The sequence below is a fragment of the Bartonella phoceensis genome (assembly GCF_902825145.1).
Taxonomy (GTDB): domain Bacteria; phylum Pseudomonadota; class Alphaproteobacteria; order Rhizobiales; family Rhizobiaceae; genus Bartonella; species Bartonella phoceensis.
Map to the genome: position 1 here is coordinate 336643 of NZ_CADEAD010000002.1, position 17277 is coordinate 353919.

At 38.5% G+C, this 17277-nt stretch carries 12 protein-coding genes and 1 pseudogene; 4 read left to right on the forward strand and 9 right to left on the reverse strand.

Features of this window, described 5'->3' with window-relative positions:
- Window positions 1-85: 85 nt before the first annotated feature.
- The 3 genes from rpsA to aroA form a co-directional block, all read right to left on the reverse strand.
- The gene (rpsA, locus tag J7R07_RS03620) at window positions 86-1786 is read right to left on the reverse strand and encodes a 30S ribosomal protein S1 (protein ID WP_208435572.1); all 1701 of its coding nucleotides are present in this window, start codon (window positions 1784-1786) and stop codon (window positions 86-88) included.
- 133 nt (window positions 1787-1919) lie between these two features.
- Complete coding sequence (gene cmk, locus J7R07_RS03625) at window positions 1920-2567, reverse strand: (d)CMP kinase (RefSeq protein ID WP_208435573.1); 648 nt, start codon at window positions 2565-2567, stop codon at window positions 1920-1922.
- Complete coding sequence (aroA, locus tag J7R07_RS03630) at window positions 2564-3892, reverse strand: 3-phosphoshikimate 1-carboxyvinyltransferase (RefSeq protein WP_208435574.1); 1329 nt, start codon at window positions 3890-3892, stop codon at window positions 2564-2566. The genes cmk and aroA overlap by 4 nt, the downstream gene beginning before the upstream one ends.
- Window positions 3893-4080: 188 nt before the next feature.
- Between aroA and J7R07_RS03635 the strand changes: the two are divergent.
- A pseudogene (locus tag J7R07_RS03635) lies at window positions 4081-4284 on the forward strand (TIGR02300 family protein); the annotation flags it as partial.
- A 447-nt stretch (window positions 4285-4731) separates the two neighbouring features.
- Here J7R07_RS03635 and mutS read toward each other — a convergent pair.
- Window positions 4732-7467, reverse strand: a complete 2736-nt coding sequence (mutS, locus tag J7R07_RS03640) for a DNA mismatch repair protein MutS (RefSeq protein WP_208435575.1) — start codon at window positions 7465-7467, stop codon at window positions 4732-4734.
- 210 nt (window positions 7468-7677) lie between these two features.
- Here mutS and J7R07_RS03645 point away from each other — a divergent pair, with 210 nt between their 5' ends.
- Window positions 7678-9975: an NADP-dependent malic enzyme gene (locus tag J7R07_RS03645; protein ID WP_208435576.1), complete on the forward strand. Its 2298-nt coding sequence runs from the start codon at window positions 7678-7680 to the stop codon at window positions 9973-9975.
- Between the two features lie 54 nt (window positions 9976-10029).
- On the opposite strand, the gene secB is transcribed toward J7R07_RS03645, so the two are convergent.
- Window positions 10030-10512: a protein-export chaperone SecB gene (gene secB / locus J7R07_RS03650; RefSeq protein ID WP_208435577.1), complete on the reverse strand. Its 483-nt coding sequence runs from the start codon at window positions 10510-10512 to the stop codon at window positions 10030-10032.
- 146 nt (window positions 10513-10658) lie between these two features.
- Complete coding sequence (locus J7R07_RS03655; RefSeq protein ID WP_208435578.1) at window positions 10659-11165, reverse strand: FxsA family protein; 507 nt, start codon at window positions 11163-11165, stop codon at window positions 10659-10661.
- A gap of 182 nt (window positions 11166-11347) precedes the next feature.
- On the opposite strand from J7R07_RS03655, the gene J7R07_RS03660 reads away from it, so the two are divergent.
- Both J7R07_RS03660 and J7R07_RS03665 read left to right on the forward strand, forming a co-directional pair.
- Window positions 11348-12040: a Tim44/TimA family putative adaptor protein gene (locus J7R07_RS03660; RefSeq protein ID WP_208435579.1), complete on the forward strand. Its 693-nt coding sequence runs from the start codon at window positions 11348-11350 to the stop codon at window positions 12038-12040.
- A gap of 58 nt (window positions 12041-12098) precedes the next feature.
- A complete protein-coding gene (locus J7R07_RS03665) occupies window positions 12099-12689 on the forward strand; it encodes a Smr/MutS family protein (protein WP_208435580.1) in 591 nt (196 codons plus the stop codon).
- 975 nt (window positions 12690-13664) lie between these two features.
- Here the strand turns inward: J7R07_RS03665 and J7R07_RS03670 are convergent.
- Genes J7R07_RS03670 through J7R07_RS03680 form a run of 3 tightly spaced genes read right to left on the reverse strand, consistent with a single transcriptional unit; the run spans window position 13665 to window position 16854 of the window.
- Window positions 13665-14672, reverse strand: a complete 1008-nt coding sequence (locus J7R07_RS03670; protein ID WP_208435648.1) for an Hsp33 family molecular chaperone — start codon at window positions 14670-14672, stop codon at window positions 13665-13667.
- A 35-nt stretch (window positions 14673-14707) separates the two neighbouring features.
- Window positions 14708-15643, reverse strand: a complete 936-nt coding sequence (gene argF, locus J7R07_RS03675) for an ornithine carbamoyltransferase (protein WP_208435581.1) — start codon at window positions 15641-15643, stop codon at window positions 14708-14710.
- Complete coding sequence (locus tag J7R07_RS03680; protein WP_208435582.1) at window positions 15640-16854, reverse strand: aspartate aminotransferase family protein; 1215 nt, start codon at window positions 16852-16854, stop codon at window positions 15640-15642. Before J7R07_RS03680 ends, argF begins: the two co-directional genes overlap by 4 nt.
- Window positions 16855-17277: the final 423 nt, after the last annotated feature.

A 17277-nucleotide genomic window follows, 5' to 3' on the forward strand; every position in this document is an offset into this window, starting at 1 on the left:
GCAGACACTTTCTTTAAAAAATAAAAAAAGGCCGCCAAAACGGGGAGCGACCTTCGTTTTCATATAATTGTTTTACAATGCAATATTAATCTTGTTCTTGTTTTTTCAAAGCTGCGCCGAGAATATCACCAAGAGAAGCACCTGAGTCTGTAGAACCATACTGTGCAACGGCTTCTTTTTCCTCTGCAATTTCTAAAGCTTTGATAGACACTGAAAGTTTACGTGTCTTTTTATCAAATGCAGTGATGCGTGCATCAACCCTCTGACCGACTGAAAAACGTTCCGGACGTTGTTCATCACGATCACGTGCCAAGTCAGCACGTCGAATAGTCGTTTCAAGATTATGGTCAATTAATTTTATATCAATACTATTATCATTAACAGCTGTAACTTCACATGTCACAACAGCACCTTTGCGCAGTTCACCTGAGGCTGCTGCTTCTCCAACTTTATCGCTGGAAAGTTGCTTAATCCCAAGAGAGATACGTTCCTTTTCAACATCAACATCAAGGACCACAGCTTTAACGATATCACCTTTGTTGTAAGTATCAATAACTTGTTCACCAGGACGATTCCAATCAAGATCAGAAAGATGAACCATACCATCAACATCACCTTCAAGGCCAATGAAGAGACCAAATTCTGTTTTATTTTTAACTTCTCCTTCGATTTGCGAATTGACAGGAAACTTATTGGCAAAAGCAATCCATGGATTTTCAAATGTCTGTTTTAAGCCAAGAGAAATACGCCGTTTAGAAGGATCAATTTCAAGAACAACCACTTCCACTTCTTGCGATGTGGAGAGAATTTTTCCCGGATGGACATTTTTCTTAGTCCAACTCATTTCAGAAACATGGATCAGCCCTTCGATTCCTGGCTCTATTTCAACAAAACCACCGTAATCAGTAATATTGGTAACAGCACCGGTAATTTTTTTACCAACGGGATATCTTGCACTGATGCTTTCCCAAGGATCACTTTCAAGCTGTTTCATACCAAGAGAAATACGGTGTGTATCTTGATTGATACGAATAATTTGAACTTTAATTGTTTGACCAATCGTAAGAACTTCAGATGGATGGTTAACACGCCGCCAAGCCATATCCGTAACATGTAAAAGGCCATCAATTCCACCAAGGTCAACAAAGGCACCATAATCAGTGATATTTTTAACTACACCTTCAACAATTTGGTTTTCTTCAAGATTTTGTACGATTTCTGAACGCTGCTCAGCACGGCTTTCTTCTAAGACTGTACGGCGCGAGACAACAATATTCCCACGACGACGATCCATTTTTAAAATTTCAAAGGATTGCGCATTGTGCATGAGAGGTGAGACATCACGAATAGGGCGAATATCGACCTGGCTGCGAGGTAAGAAAGCAACAGCGCCATCGAGATCGACTGTAAAGCCTCCTTTTACTTGGCTAAAGATAACTCCATCAACGCGTGCACCGGCATTGAATTTTTCTTCCAAACGAATCCAGCTTTCTTCACGCCGTGCTTTTTCACGCGATAAAACAGCTTCACCCATCGCATTTTCAATGCGCTCAATGTAAACTTCAACTTCATCGCCAACTTGCAAGGAACCGTCTTTTCCTTTAGCTCCAAATTCTTTGAGTGGAATACGTCCTTCGACTTTAAGTCCAGCATCAATAATGGCCATGTCTTTTTCAATAGCAATGACACGGCCTTTAACAACGGATCCTTCATTAAGATCATTAGTTTGAAAGGATTCCATGAGAAGGGCTTCGAAATCCGCTGTTGTGGGGTTGTATTGTGACATAAGAACTCCTGATACATACCTTCATTATAAAAGGTATAAGCGCTAGGTTAGTGTTGACACCGAGTAACTTCCTGCCTTTTTCCTTAATACAGGAAGAAAAATTAGCGCTAGGCCGGAAATCACCTTGACGATTTCATACAATTATACGCCCTTTTATGATCGGATCAATAAAAGTGCATGCAATTGCAAATGTTGCTTCTATACTCAATTCTGACGTATCAAGCAAGTGGGCGTTTTTCGCTGGTCTGAGAGGGCTATGTTCGCGGGTTATATCGCGACTGTCACGTTGCTCAAGTTGAGCAAGGATTTCATGATAATCCGCTTGGAATCCTTTTTTTAAAATCTCTTGATAGCGGCGTTTTGCGCGTATTTGAACATTGGCTAGAATATAAAGCTTAATATCGGCATTGGGGCATACGACAGTTCCAATATCACGTCCATCAAGTACACTGCCGGGCAGAATTTCGGCAAAGTTGCGTTGTTTGGCGACAAGAATTTCCCGAACAGCAGGGTTGAGTGCTATTTTTGAAGCGGCTTCGCCAAGTTCGTGAGAAGAGAGAAGAGCTGGATTTAAAGTATCAAAATCAAGCTCTGTGGCACAAGCAAAAGCGCTTTTTTTATCATCGAGAGCCAATTTTTGCTGTAAAAGTGCATGTGCCACACCGCGATAAGTAAGACCAGTATCGAGATGGCGAAGATGATAATGGGCAGCAATTTTGCATGCTAATGTCCCTTTCCCTGAAGCTGCTGGACCATCGATTGCAATAACAAAAGGTTTCAAGCAATTTTCCCCCCAAGTTTTTTTATAAAAGGGATAAATTCTGGAAAGCTAGTAGCGATCATTCGTTTATCATCAATAGTAACAGGTTTTTCTGATGCTAGCCCAAAGACAAGAAAGCACATAGCAATTCGATGATCAAGATATGTAGTGACGTTTCCACCACCCAATCTTTTTTCGGAGCTTTTTCCATGAACAATAAGAAAATCTTTCCCTTCTTCACATTCCACGTGATTCATTTTTAGTCCCTGAGCAAGTGCAGATAGTCGATCTGATTCTTTAATACGCAATTCTTCAATTCCTAGCATAACTGTTGTACCTTCAGCAAAAGCTGCTGCTACTGCTAAAGCGGGATATTCATCAATCATTGATGGAACTCTTTCTTTGGGCACGGTAACACCTTTCAACATTGATGATTGGACGCGCAAATCAGCAACATCCTCTCCACCTGTTTGGCGTTGATTTAAAAGTTCAATTTGAGCGCCCATTTCCCACAATGTTTCGATAAATCCCATTCGAGAAGGGTTTATAAGAACATTTTCAAGAGTAATATCAGAGTCCTCTACAAGAAGAGCAGCGACCAGAGGAAAAGCTGCAGAAGAGGGATCACCTGGGATATCAAGAGTTTGTCCAGTAAGGTGTGGTTGGCCATTGAGATGAATAAAACGCGTACCTTCTGCATTTGTTTCTATCTCAAGTGTAGCACCAAACGCTTTTAACATTTTTTCCGTATGATCTCGTGTGGGAACTGATTCAATAACTGTTGTGGTACCGGCTGTATTGAGTCCAGCAAGCAGCAGTGCTGATTTAACTTGAGCAGAAGCCATTGGAATACGATAGCAAATCGGATTGGCCATTTTAGGACCATAAAGTGTTAAAGGGAGGAGATCACCATAGGTTGATTCAATTTCAACACCCATGAGACGTAACGGATCAAGAATGCGTCCCATGGGGCGTTTGGAGAGAGAGGCATCCCCAATAAAGGTTGTTTTCATGTGGTAAGGGCCCACCAATCCCATAACCAGGCGAACACCTGTTCCAGCATTGCCGAAGTCTAAAGGGTTTTGTGCAGCTAAAAGGCAACCATTTCCGGTTCCTCGTATGATCCATAGCTCATTTTTCTTTTTAATACAGGCGCCCATAGCTTGCATAGCGGCAGCTGTTTTTAGAACGTCATCACTTTCAAGTAGTCCGTAAATGTGCGTTTCACCACTTGCGATCCCTCCTAGTATAAGAGATCGATGAGAAATTGATTTATCTCCTGGTATTTTAATTTTTCCAGAAAGACTGGCAGATTTGTAGGCGGTTATGGGTATTGCTTTTTGCATAGAATTTCTATTTATTTTTATTTGCATTTGATTAAATTAAGCCCCCTTTAGCATATGGATTTAAAGTCGTCATGAGGAAATCCATATGAAACGATGTATTTATCTTTGACAAAGACATTATTTTTTGATTAAGCACCATGAGATTTATTTTTTTAATGAAATTATAGTTAACTAAAGAGGCACGGTTCATGACAAAACAGGATCTTGGAACTAAGCGTGTTGATCCAGAAACGGGAAAGAAATTTTATGATCTTAATCGCGACCCTATTGTGTCGCCTTATACGGGTATTTCTTATCCGCGTTCGTATTTTGAAGTCGCAGCAGCGGAAGCAAATAGTGAAGAAGATGTTGATACTGAAGAACTTGATACAGCACTTGAAAAATCTGCCTTTTGAAAAGCGTGAACGCAAGGTCTCAAAGGCTCTCCAAGTTTATGCAGCAATGACGACTTCTGCCGCAAAGGGTGCAGTTCGTAGTATATGATTTGAGTGAAAGTCCAGTTTTTTGAGGATGAAAAGGATAGGTAGAGGTTTTGTGAGGAGTTTTCACAATATTCCAAATTGATTATTTTACATACTCTGGAAAAATATTTTAAATCAGAATGCATAAGATTTGAGCAAAGAAGTAAAAATGGAGTAATACAGTTATTGGGTGTTATGAATTTTTTTTTTTATCTAAAATAAACAATTTGTTTCAAGAAGTATTATACCCTTACTTTCTCGGTAATGACTTGAGAGCGTCTTAAGAAACCTTACATAAAAACGATGATAATCTGGTGAAGATTAAATATAAACAAGAATAATCAGAGAAAACACTTTCTTTTATTTTCTATAAAGGATTTAGTTTTCTTCTAGTTGTTTAAGGCGATAAAGTACTTCTAAAGCTTGCTTAGGAGATAGTTCATCAGGATGGATATTTTTAAAAGCCTCATAAAGTGCAGAATGTTTTTGTGTTTCTTGATTGGCAGGAGATGTTGCTTTAAGAGAGAAGAGTGGTAAATCATCAATGAGTTTATGTCCTTTTCCAGTTATTTCTCCTTGTTCTAATTGGTATAGAACGTTTGTAGCACGGGTAATAACTGCTTCGGGAAGTCCAGCAAGTTTTGCAACTTGTACGCCGTAGGACCGATCTGCTGCTCCTGGTGTTACTTCATGAAGAAAAATCACATCACCACCCCAATTTTTGACTTTCATAGTTACATTATGAAGGCGATCAAGTTTCTCAGTCAATGCTGTCATTTCATGAAAATGTGTGGCGAGAATTGCACGACAGTGATTCACTTCATGAAGATACTCAACGGCTGCCCAAGCGATCGAAAGTCCATCAAAGGTTGATGTTCCCCGTCCAATTTCATCAAGAATAACGAGAGACCGGTTATTTGCATGATTAAGAATCGTTGCTGTTTCGACCATTTCCATCATAAAGGTTGAGCGTCCCCGTGCGAGGTCATCAGAAGCACCAACACGGCTAAATAAGCGATCAACAACGCCAATATGTGCGGAAGTTGCCGGAACAAAGGAACCCATTTGCGCCATAATAGCAATAAGGGCATTTTGCCGTAAAAAAGTTGATTTACCTCCCATATTGGGACCTGTCAAAAGCCAAATTGCTGCATATTGATGATTTTCTTGCACAGAGAGATCACAATTATTAGCAACAAAGGGTTCTGCTGCTTGTTTTCGGAGTGCTTGCTCTACAACAGGATGGCGTCCCGCGGTGATATGAAAGGTAAGGGAATTATCAATTTTAGGGCGACAATATCCTTGTTCTTCAGCCAGATGCGCTAATGCAACGGATACATCCAAAACAGCAAGTGCTTCAGCGGCTTTACGGATGAAATCAACCTGCTCAGTAATTTCATAAACAAGAGTATCAAAAATTTCCAATTCGAGCGTCAATGCGTGATTTGCAGCATGAGCAATACGGCTTTCAAGATCGACAAGCTCTGTTGTAGTAAAGCGCATAGCATTTGCCATTGTTTGCCGATGAATAAAACGTGCTTTAGCTTGAGGGATATTTGTGAGTGCGGATGCTTGTACATTGGTAACTTCAATGAAGTAGCCCAGAATATTATTATGCTTAATTTTAAGAGTCTTAATATCTGTTTCTTGAGCATATTGTGCTTGAAGTTCAGCAATGATACGGCGTGACTCATCACGTAAAGCACGCATTTCATCAAGCTCTTTATGATATCGAGGGCGAATAAAACCGCCATCACGTTTCAGCAGTGGGAGATCATCAGCTAATGCTTGTTCTAAATGACAATGTAAAGCTGTAGGTAAATGTGAGAAGATCTGTTGTACATCACTTATTTCCTGAGGAAGCAATTCATTGTTCACAAGCTGATGAACTTCACGGATAATTTCAAAACCACGTTGAATTGCAGCCATATCACGGGGACCTCCTCGTCCCAGAGCTAAACGTGAAACGGCGCGGGGCATATCTGGTCCCCCTTTTAAAATAAGCTTTATGGCTTCTGCAAGGGATGTGTTTCGTAAAAAAAAGGCAATCGAATCGAGACGACGATCAATAGCTGAAGGTGTTGTGAGAGGTGCGATGAGACGATCGACGAGAAGGCGTGATCCTCCTCCTGTTACGGTACGATCAATAGCTTTTAATAAGCTTCCATCACGTTGTCCTGATGTGGTTCGAACAAGCTCAAGGCTTATTCTGGTGGCTGCATCAATGAAAAGAGTAGCACTTTCATTTTGGCGTTCAGGGCGCATGAGAGGAGGGCGATGCGTAATTTGTGTTTTTTCAATATAACGGATGGCAGCGGCGATTGCGGAGAGTTCGGAGCATGAATAATCGGCCACACCTTCAAGGGTTGAGAGTTTAAAATAGCTGCAAATATCGCGTTCAGCGGTGATTGCGTCAAAGAGGCTAGCGGGTTGAGGTGAAACGATGCGATCAAGAACATGAAAAAGTGATTTGTGGGATTTATCATGAAAAAAAGAGTCAGCGACAATGATTTCTTGTGGATCCACACGCATAATGTCTGCCAAAAGCTTTTCCTGACGGCTTTCTGTTACACGAAATATGCCTGTTGAAATATCAATCCAAGAAAGGGCAAAATCCTCTCCGTCGCTGGTTTTAATACGCGCAAGTGTCATGAGATAATTTGCACACGCTGGATCCAAGAGTTTTTCTTCGGTTATGGTTCCAGGTGTTACAAGGCGGACAACATCCCGCCGGACGACTGATTTTGATCCACGTTTTTTTGCTTCTGCAGGATCTTCTGTTTGTTCACAAACAGCCACACGATAACCGCGCGCAATGAGTTTTTGCAAATAATCATCAGCAGCATGAACAGGCACCCCACACATAGGAATATCTGCACCCAAATGTTTGCCGCGTGTTGTGAGTGTGATCCCCAAAGCTTGAGCAGCTTCAATGGCATCATTAAAAAATAATTCATAGAAATCACCCATTCGGTAAAAGAGAAGAGAATCATTATGAATTGCTTTGATTTCTATATATTGCTCCATCATAGGCGTGAGGCGCTGTTGATGGGGAGTAGATGAAGTGTCAGGCTGTGGGATTAAATGACTTTTATAACTAGTTTTCTTATCCATTTTTACGTGCCTGTCTCCTTCAAGTAAAGCTTTAATACCCTTTTTTATTTTACTTCAAGGTTTATCTTCATTATCTATCAATTGAAACACATGATCAGGTTTGTTAAGGCAAGCATAACGATTTCTAGTATATGAATCAAATTTTAAAATCGAGTCATTACATGCATCATAGAGCAGAATTTACACCGTTTTTGGAGAAAATTGAGTGAAATGAAAAAAAGGGAGCAAGAGCAGAAAATGCCCCAAATGATTTATAGTGCTAGCGAGCGAGAAGCTCTTGATTTTCATAGCCGTGGTCGGCCTGGGAAGCTTGAAATTGTTGCGACAAAATCTATGGCAACGCAGCATGATTTAGCACTTGCTTATTCACCAGGTGTTGCTGTTCCGGTTAAAGCAATCGCTCAAAATCCAGCGTTAGCTTATGACTATACAGCAAAGGGTAATCTTGTGGCTGTTATATCAAATGGAACAGCTATTTTGGGTTTAGGCAATTTAGGTGCGCTGGCATCTAAACCAGTAATGGAAGGCAAAGCAGTGCTTTTTAAGCGCTTTGCGGATATTGATTCCATTGATCTGGAAATTGATACGAATGATACAGAAAATTTTATAAATTTAGTGCGTCATTTGGAGCCTTCTTTTGGCGGCATCAATCTTGAAGATATTAAAGCGCCGGAGTGTTTTATTATTGAGAGTCGCTTACGTGAGATCATGAATATTCCTGTTTTTCATGACGATCAACATGGTACAGCGATTATTGTCGCTGCTGGTGTGCTAAATGCCTTATATCTGACTGGGCGCAATATGCAAAATACGCGATTAGTCTGTAATGGCGCTGGTTCTGCTGGAATTGCTTGTATTGAATTGATTAAAGCGATGGGATTTCGACCTGAGAATATCATACTCTGTGATACGAAGGGTGTTGTCTATGAAGGACGCAAAGAAGGAATGAATCAGTGGAAATCTGCGCATGCTATTCGGACAGATAAACGCACACTTGCTGAAGCAATGGAAGGTGCTGATATGTTTTTCGGGGTTTCTGCTAAAGGTGCAATTACTCCTAAAATGGTGAAATCAATGGCACCTCAGCCGATCATTTTTGCCATGGCTAATCCCGATCCAGAAATTACGCCAGAAGAGGTTGCGCAAGTGCGCAGTGATGCCATTGTAGCAACGGGTCGTTCGGATTATCCAAACCAAGTGAATAATGTTCTTTGTTTTCCTTATATCTTTCGTGGTGCGCTTGATGTGCGTGCAACGGTTATCAATGAAGATATGAAGATCGCTGCGGCAAGGGCCCTGGCTCAGTTGGCACATGAGGAAGTTCCTGACAGTGTTGCAGAAGCTTATCGTGGAAAGCGATTGAAATTTGGACCGAATTATATCATTCCTGTTCCTTTTGATCCACGTTTGTTTACTGTTGTTTCAATGGCGGTAGCAAAAGCGGCGATGGAAAGTGGTGTTGCTCAGAAACACATTGATGATTTAGAGGCTTATGAACGTGATTTGAATGCACGACGTGATCCTATTTCCTCTATAATGCGTGGAGTTTATAATCATGTCCGTCAAGCACCCAAACAAATTGTCTTTGCAGAAGGTGAAGAAGAACCTGTAATACGGGCAGCTGTTTCTTATGTTCATCAAAAATTAGGGCAAGCGATTTTGATTGGTCGTGAAGAACAAGTGAGAGAAACTGCTGCTGTTGCCGGTATTGACCTTGAGCGTGCAGGCATTTCTATCATGAATGCTAAGCTCTCCTGTCGCACAGATACTTATGCAAATTATCTTTATAAAAAGATGCAACGTCAAGGCTGGCTGTTACGTGATTGTCATCGTCGTATCAATAATGATCGAAATTATTTTGCTGCTTGTATGGTAGCATTGGGAGATGCTGATGCAATGGTGACAGGGGTGACACGCAATTATGAAACAGCCTTGATTGATATACGCCGAGCGATTGATGAAAAACCAAAAGAACGTTTGATTGGTATCTCAATGGCTATTTGCCGTGGGCGTACTATTTTTATTGCCGATACAGCCGTTTACGAGAAGCCGAATGCTAGAGAACTTGCTGATATAGCAGAACAAACAGCATCTTTCGTTCGTGGCTTCGGATATCAGCCACGGGTAGCGTTTGTAGCATTTTCTACTTTTGGTTATATGAAAGGGCAGGTTACACAGCATATTCAGGATGCTGTTAATATTTTGCATGAACGCGGAGTTAGCTTTGAATTTGATGGAGAAATGAGTGCTGATGTAGCGCTCAATTTTAAATTGATGCAACAATATCCCTTTATGGGACTAACAGAACCAGCTAACATTTTGGTAATGCCTGGATATCATGCTTCTTCCATTGCGAGCAAAATGTTGCAAGAACTTGGTGAAGCAATCATTATTGGACCTATGCTGATTGGATTAGAAAAATCTGTTCAAATTGTACCGTTTAGTGGAAACGATACGGATATCGTTAATATCGCAATGTTGGCTGCGTATCATGCGAAAAAGCTATAAAAAATAAAGGCCTCTGATACCTCAGGGCCTTTTTTATAATAAAAAAACAAACTTTTAAGATGGTTGTGCTTGACTCTGATTATCTTTTTGTTCTTCAGCAAGACGCTTTTGAAACAATGCTGCAAAATCGATCGGATCAATCCACAGAGGTGGGAACCCACCATTTTGAGTGGCGTCAGATATGATTTGTCGTGCAAATGGAAACAAAAGACGGGGACATTCAATAAAAACAAGAGGCATAACATGTTCTTGTGGAATATTTTTAATATGAAAAACACCACCGTAAATAAGCTCTACATGAAATAACGTTTCAGTATCATCATTCGCTTTAACAGAGAGAGACAAAACGACATCATAATTATCATCACCAACTGGATTAGCATTGACATTAATGTTGATATCAATTTGTGGTGTCTTTTCACGTGGACGCAGTGAACGAGGAGCATTAGGGTTCTCGAATGAAAAATCTTTTAAATATTGAGATAATACAGCAAAGATCGGCTCTCCACCACTGTTGTTCATTTCACTTTCGGCCATAGTACAAACCTTTTCATTATTATAATGTATAATTTCTCTTTTAGATCTATAGATAAAGCTGGTTATCACGCCTTGCAAAAGGTTGCAAGAAACGCCCTCCTTATCGTGATTATTATTTTGAGTTCGTTACAGATTTTTTTGGCATTTCAATGATTATCATCACTTTTATGCCATGGAGATTCTGTGGTATTATGAACTTTATAATCTTCTACTTTAAGATCAATTATTTTTTCAAAATTATTTTGAGCATTGGGTTTATTTTTAGTATGCATATTTATTTTATTTCTTAGTGATGAAAAAAAATACCATACGAGAGAACGGATTGGTCTAATAAGGAGTAATATTCCTAAAATATCGCTGACAAAACCAGGAAGAATAAGCAAAATTGCGCTAAGAATAACGAAGGCATTATCAAGAATATTGTTTTCTAATGGATGTCCTTGGATCAATTCATTTTGTATATTTTTTAAAAGACTAATTCCTTGGATTCGCAACAAAATACTTCCGATTATTGTTGTGAGGACAATCAAACTCAAAGTTGCTAGAATTCCAATTTCTTTTCCAACAAAAATAAAACCAGCGATTTCAATCAAGAAAGCACTGAGGAGGATAATAATAAAAAAGCGAGGTTTTATAGGGTAAGATTTTATCACATGAAAATTCCCTTCTTAAGGTTTAAGGTAAAAAATTATAAGAGCCATCTTTTTAACAATAAATAAATAAAGGCTATAAAAATATTTGAATGATGGATTCCTTATTTTACATATTTATTGATAAATGATATTGACTGCAATGTTTATTGCAGATTACCTAGATTTGGAGATTGATCATACCTATGGAATTTGACGTTATACTTGTCATAGCTCTTGTCATTATGGTTATCGTTTTTGTGCAACTCCGTAATGTATTAGGAAAACGGATTGGTTTTGAAAAGCCTCCTTTTGATCCTTATTCGCATTCTTCTAAAAAACAGGTTGAGGCAGAAACGGGTGACAATGTTGTTTCGTTCCCTCATCAGGGCAATTCGCAAAAAGGTGATTTTAGCGAAATTGATGCTATCGCACCGGAAGGAAGTGCACTGAATGAGGGTTTGCGAGCGCTCCGCAAGATTGATTCTCATTTTTCTCCTCAACTTTTTATAAAAGGTGCGCAAGTTGCTTATGAAATGATTGTAACAGCTTTTGCTAAAGGTGATCAAAATCAACTTAAAAGTTTGCTTTCTCAGGATGTTTTTGAAAGTTTTTGTGCTGCCATTGAGAAGCGAAAAAACAACAATGAAAGGGTTGAGTTTACTTTTGTTGGAATTAATAAGATCGAGTTTATTTCAGCTGCAATACAAGACAAGGATGAATTTATAACTGTGCGGATTATAAGTGAAATGATTTCTGTAACCTATAATGAGCAGGGAGAGCGTATAGATGGAGATCCTGAGGCTATTGTAGAAATTAAAGATATTTGGACTTTTGTTCGCAATAGCCTATCGTCGAATCCAAATTGGAAACTTTTTGCAACAGAAGATGAAAATTAAGATCTCTTTTGTTCATAAGATCGTATAAATAAGTTTTAATAAGAGATTGAAAATTGAAATGTCCACGGATGAATGGCTACAGGAGGAGGATTTATTAACTTCACAGGATCGTCTTTTATGGGAGAGGGTCCGTCGCACAGTAGTGCCACTTCGTGATAAGCTTCATTTATCTGTCAAAAAAGACGCTACAAATATCGATCATAAAAAACAGCGCGAAACACCAATCTTTTCATTATTTCAAAAGAGCCAACAGGAACCAACAGTGGTTAAAAAAGAAAGAAGAACGATTGCACAAATACATAAGATTCATTTCTTTGATCGTGTTACACATCGTAAAATTGCCAGCGGTTCTTATTCTATTGAGGCGTGTCTTGATCTTCACGGTTGTATACAGGAAGAAGCTTATTTTTTCTTAAAAGATTTTTTGCAGTCATCTCAGCAAAACGGATTGCGTTATGTGCTTGTGATTACAGGAAAAGGTCGGTCATTTGGAAGTGATGGTGCTTTGTATAAGTTTGTTCCCCTTTGGTTATCAACACCAGCTTTTCGATGTTATGTTCATGCCTTTGAACGAGCGGCTCGTCAGCATGGTGGGGGAGGTGCGCTTTATGTTTGGTTGCGCCGTTTTGTGCCGGGAAAAGGAGCATGATGTTATTTGGGTTGTTTCAATTTCAATATGAGTTTTATCAGCTATAGTATTTTACAAGCTATGTTTTTTGGAAGAGATGTAAGCGTATAGAATTTTATCACAAGATTCATGATATTGCGTCCAGTTTTTACAAACAATGGTTCTGCTGAGACAATTTTTTATAAGAATATTTCCCTTATCGCCAAAAAATATTTGTAGAATAAGTGATTTGTATAAAAATATCCAAAGCGTTACATGATTTTTGAGAAATCCAGATTTTTCTACAACAATAAAATGGTTGTTTTTTTGATTTTTTGATACTGAAGATAAACATAATAACATATTTGTATTGTTGTAGGCTACAGACAATTAAATTACCAAAAATCATACAACATTTTATTTTTGTTATTTTTCTTAAGAATATATACGGTAATGAAGTTTTATTGATATTATTCTTATATGTATAAAATAACATACTAATAACGTTATTATATTTACTATTTTCATACTATACCTGTATTTGCATCAAGATGATACATAAGAGCTATTTTCCACTTCTTTTACCTCCACGACAAGTACATCTTTTTGCTTCTCAATAGGAAGATTTGAAAAATAAAATACAGCTATATTCGGAGATTTTATTCAATATCAATGAAAAAATTTATTATTCAAATCAATTTCTTGTCAAAAGAGAAAAGGGTTTTTCTGAGGATTTATTCATTGTAAGAAACCAATGTTTGAAATCTCAAAAGTAAAGGAAAGCTTTTCTGAGAAAGAGAAAAATATATTTTAAAATATGTGCTATTTTTATAAAGAACAGAGAAAGTATATGCTGCTTTAAATAAGTGTACGATTGCATCAACAATAAAAGAGCAGTGTGCTCTACAAGATACACAAAATTTTTAACGGTTGATGTCAGCTACTTCTCACTTTTAATAGTGTCATTAAAGGGATTGTAATTGCAAGAAGCATTTTCTTATTTGTAAGAAATATGTGTTACGTTTTATTTTTATTTTCAGAAAATTCTTGAGGTTCAAAACGATAAGTTGCTGAGCAAAATTCACATGTGACTGAAATATATTTATTTTTAACCATTTTATTACGTTCATCAATGGGAAAACCTTCCAGCATTTCTTTAATTTTTTCACGTGAACAAGAGCATTGATCGACAAGAGAACAGGGATTAAAAACTCTAACACCGTGTTCATGGAAAAGACGAAACAATAGACGTTTACTGCCAACTTGGGGATCTGTCAATTCTGCATTTTCAATGGTTGCTGTTAGTGCTTTTGTTTCTTGCCACTGGTCTTCAAGTTGTGCATGGATTTTCGTTTCTTCTTGTTTTTTGTCCGGTTCACATATTTTATGATGAGATGATGCTTTGGGCAAGAATTGAGTCAAAAGTCCTCCTGCTCTCCAGCTTTTCTGTGGTTTCCCTTGTTGATCTCGCTTGATCAAGATGGCAACTGCCAAACAGATATCGGTGGGAATTTGTTCAGACTGATCAAAATAGATACGGGAAGCTTCTTGTAAATTTGATCCCTCTAATGCCACTATGCCCTGATAGGGTTGTGTATGGGGTCCTTGGTAGATGGTGAACGCTAGAGTACCTTTTCCCAAAAGTATTTCTGAAGATATTTGATCATTGTCTATGGCTTTTTTTAACTGTTTTTTATCAAAGCGAGCATAACCGCGTAAACTGGAAGGGGAAGCAAAGTCGCACACCAACATATTAACCGGTCCATTGGAATGGGTTTGTAAAATAAATTTCTCCTTAATTTTTAGAGAGGTCGCGAGCAGAACAGTCAAAACTAAAGCTTCTGCGAGAAGGTAAGAAACCGGTTCAGGATACTGATGTCTTTTAAGAATAGAATTCAAAGTTTCTCCAAGTTGTACAGCACGTCCACGGATATCAAGTTCTTCGACTTGAAAAGGAATAACAACATCATCTTCACTCAAGTGGATATTGTTGTGAGAGGATGTATCTGTGGCTTGTTCGTGCATCATATTTTTGCCTTTTATATGATTTGTTGTATAAGCTATTGTGAAGAGAAAAACGTATCTTGTAAACACCAGGAAAGAATTGCTTTTTGGGCATGAAGGCGATTTTCAGCTTCATCAAAAACAACGGAATGTACTCCATCTATCACAGAATCTACAACTTCTTCACCACGATGAGCAGGAAGGCAATGCATGAAAAGGGCATCGGGCTTGGCCAGTTTCATTAAAGCGTCATTAACTTGATAAGGCTGAAAAATAGAGCGATTGTGAGCACGAAATTCTTGTCCCATGGAAACCCATGCGTCAGTCATAATACAATCAGCATTTTTAGCTGCTTTTTGTGGATCATGGGTCAGTGTAATATGTGCCCCTCGTTCACATGCCCAGTTTACAAATTTTTCTTGTGGTTCACTGCCTTTTGGAGTTGCAATACGCAGATGAAAGCCAAAAAGAGCAGCAGCTTCAATCAAAGAATGAAGTACATTATTTCCATCTCCCATCCATGCAAATATTTTGTCTACAATTGGTCCACGATGTTCTTCATAGGTCATGATATCTGCTAGAATTTGACAAGGATGTGTATCATCTGTGAGGGCATTAACGACAGGAATTTGTGCGTATTGTGCTAACTCAAGCATTCGGTGATGGTATGTTGTACGGAATATAATAATATCCACAAAACGCGATAAAACGCGTGCAGTATCAGCTATGGTCTCACAATGGCCAAGCTGCATCTCTGACCCTGTAAGCATGATTGTATCTCCACCAAGTTGGCGCATGCTGATATCGAATGAAATACGGGTTCGTGTAGATGGTTTTTCAAAAATCATCGCGAGTATTTTGTTCACAAAAGGCTTTGAACCTTTCCCTGCTTTAAAAGAAGCTTTCAGGTTTTTCGCACAATCAATAAGAGCACGGCCTGTTGATGGGGTTAAAACGGATAAATCGGTGAAGTGGCGAAAAGCATTTGTCATGTTTTATAATACTTACTTTTTTTGTTTGTTTGCGAAATATAAGCAATTGCTTTTTCAATACGAAACAAGCTTTCATTTACTTCTTCTTCTTTAATGATAAGGGGAGGTAAGAAGCGCACTACATTGTTGTTAGCACCAACACTTAGAACATATTCCTTTTCCAAAGCATTTATGACTATATTTGAGGGAACAACACACTGAATGCCTATCATAAGGCCCACACCTTCAATTGCGCAGATAATATCAGGATAGATATTGAGAATATTCGAAAGTCCACTTTTGAACTTATTACCCATGTTTTGAACGTGGTCGAGAAAACCTGGTTCTAATATAGTATCGAGAACACTATTGCTTACCGCCATTCCAAGAAGATTTCCTCCGAAAGTTGACCCATGAGTCCCTGGTATCATACATTTTGCAGCTTTCTCTGTTGCAAGACAAGCTCCCAACGGAAATCCTCCACCCAGTCCTTTTGCGAGGGTCAGAATATCAGGTGTGATATCACTCCATTCATAAGCAAAAAGTTTTCCTGTTCGTCCAATGCCCGTTTGGACTTCATCCAGAATTAATAACAGATTATTATCATCGCAGATTTTGCGTAAAAATCTTAAATATTCGTGAGAGACCATTCGTATTCCTCCTTCACCCTGAATAGGTTCAATAAGAATAGCTGCAGTATTTTTATTGATAGCGTTCCGCAAAGCGTTTTCATTACAAAAAGGAATTTGAATAAATCCAACAGCTTTTGGTCCAAAGCCTTCAAGATATTTTTCGTGTCCGGTAGCAGCAAGCGTTGCAAGTGTACGTCCATGAAATGCACCTTCAAAAGTAATAATTTCAACGCGTGTCGGATGGCCAGATGCGTAATGAGTACGACGAGCAGTTTTGAATGCGCATTCAAGTGCTTCAGCGCCAGAATTGCAGAAAAAGACTTTATTGGCAAAACTGTTTACACAAAGTCGTGTGGCAAGAGCTTCTTGTTCAGGTGATTGAAAAAGATTAGAAATATGCCAAAGTTTTTCAGCTTGTCTTTTGAGGGTTTCGACCAACTTTGGGTGTGCATACCCTAATGCATTGACAGCAACACCAGATGTCAAATCAAGATAACGCTCTTCTTTATCGGAAATAAGCCATACGCCATTGCCTTTTTTGAAATGCAAATTACGTCGAGTAAAGCACTTATAAAGTGATTGTATAGCGGTAGAGCTCATTACTATTTCCTTTATATTTTAAATGTTATCGTACAATAAACAAAACACTGCTGCAAATAAGACAGTATTTTATCTTTATGTACAGCACGTTTTTACAATCCACATGGTAGGTCGTTATACTGCTTAGAAAAAAGCAATAAAGCTTTTATAAGAAACGTTTGCAGAAAAAAGTTTTAAGCAAATACAATAATTTAGTTTGTACTTTATTTGCAAGTTGGGGAAAACATTCTAAATAGACTTTTTAGGAAGGAAAGGCTCTTGTCATAAAGTGAGTGCATATTGTAGTTTGAATCAGTAAATAAAATTATGTGTTAGTTTATAAGTTCCGTAGGTTGAATGAGTTTTTTATGTTTGAGGTAGGCATAGAATTTTTCATTTGATTCATTGGGGACATTATTCAGACCTTTGAGGATGCAAAGGGGT

Bases quoted from the DNA above. Each gene is read 5' to 3' on its own strand.
- rpsA (WP_208435572.1), bottom strand. From the start codon at position 1,786: ATGTCACAATACAACCCCACAACAGCGGATTTCGAAGCCCTTCTCATG.
- aroA (WP_208435574.1), bottom strand. From the start codon at position 3,892: ATGCAAAAAGCAATACCCATAACCGCCTACAAATCTGCCAGTCTTTCT.
- mutS (WP_208435575.1), bottom strand. From the start codon at position 7,467: ATGGATAAGAAAACTAGTTATAAAAGTCATTTAATCCCACAGCCTGAC.
- J7R07_RS03645 (WP_208435576.1), top strand. From the start codon at position 7,678: ATGAAAAAAAGGGAGCAAGAGCAGAAAATGCCCCAAATGATTTATAGT.
- secB (WP_208435577.1), bottom strand. From the start codon at position 10,512: ATGGCCGAAAGTGAAATGAACAACAGTGGTGGAGAGCCGATCTTTGCT.
- J7R07_RS03660 (WP_208435579.1), top strand. From the start codon at position 11,348: ATGGAATTTGACGTTATACTTGTCATAGCTCTTGTCATTATGGTTATC.
- J7R07_RS03665 (WP_208435580.1), top strand. From the start codon at position 12,099: ATGTCCACGGATGAATGGCTACAGGAGGAGGATTTATTAACTTCACAG.
- J7R07_RS03670 (WP_208435648.1), bottom strand. From the start codon at position 14,672: ATGCACGAACAAGCCACAGATACATCCTCTCACAACAATATCCACTTG.
- argF (WP_208435581.1), bottom strand. From the start codon at position 15,643: ATGACAAATGCTTTTCGCCACTTCACCGATTTATCCGTTTTAACCCCA.
- J7R07_RS03680 (WP_208435582.1), bottom strand. From the start codon at position 16,854: ATGAGCTCTACCGCTATACAATCACTTTATAAGTGCTTTACTCGACGT.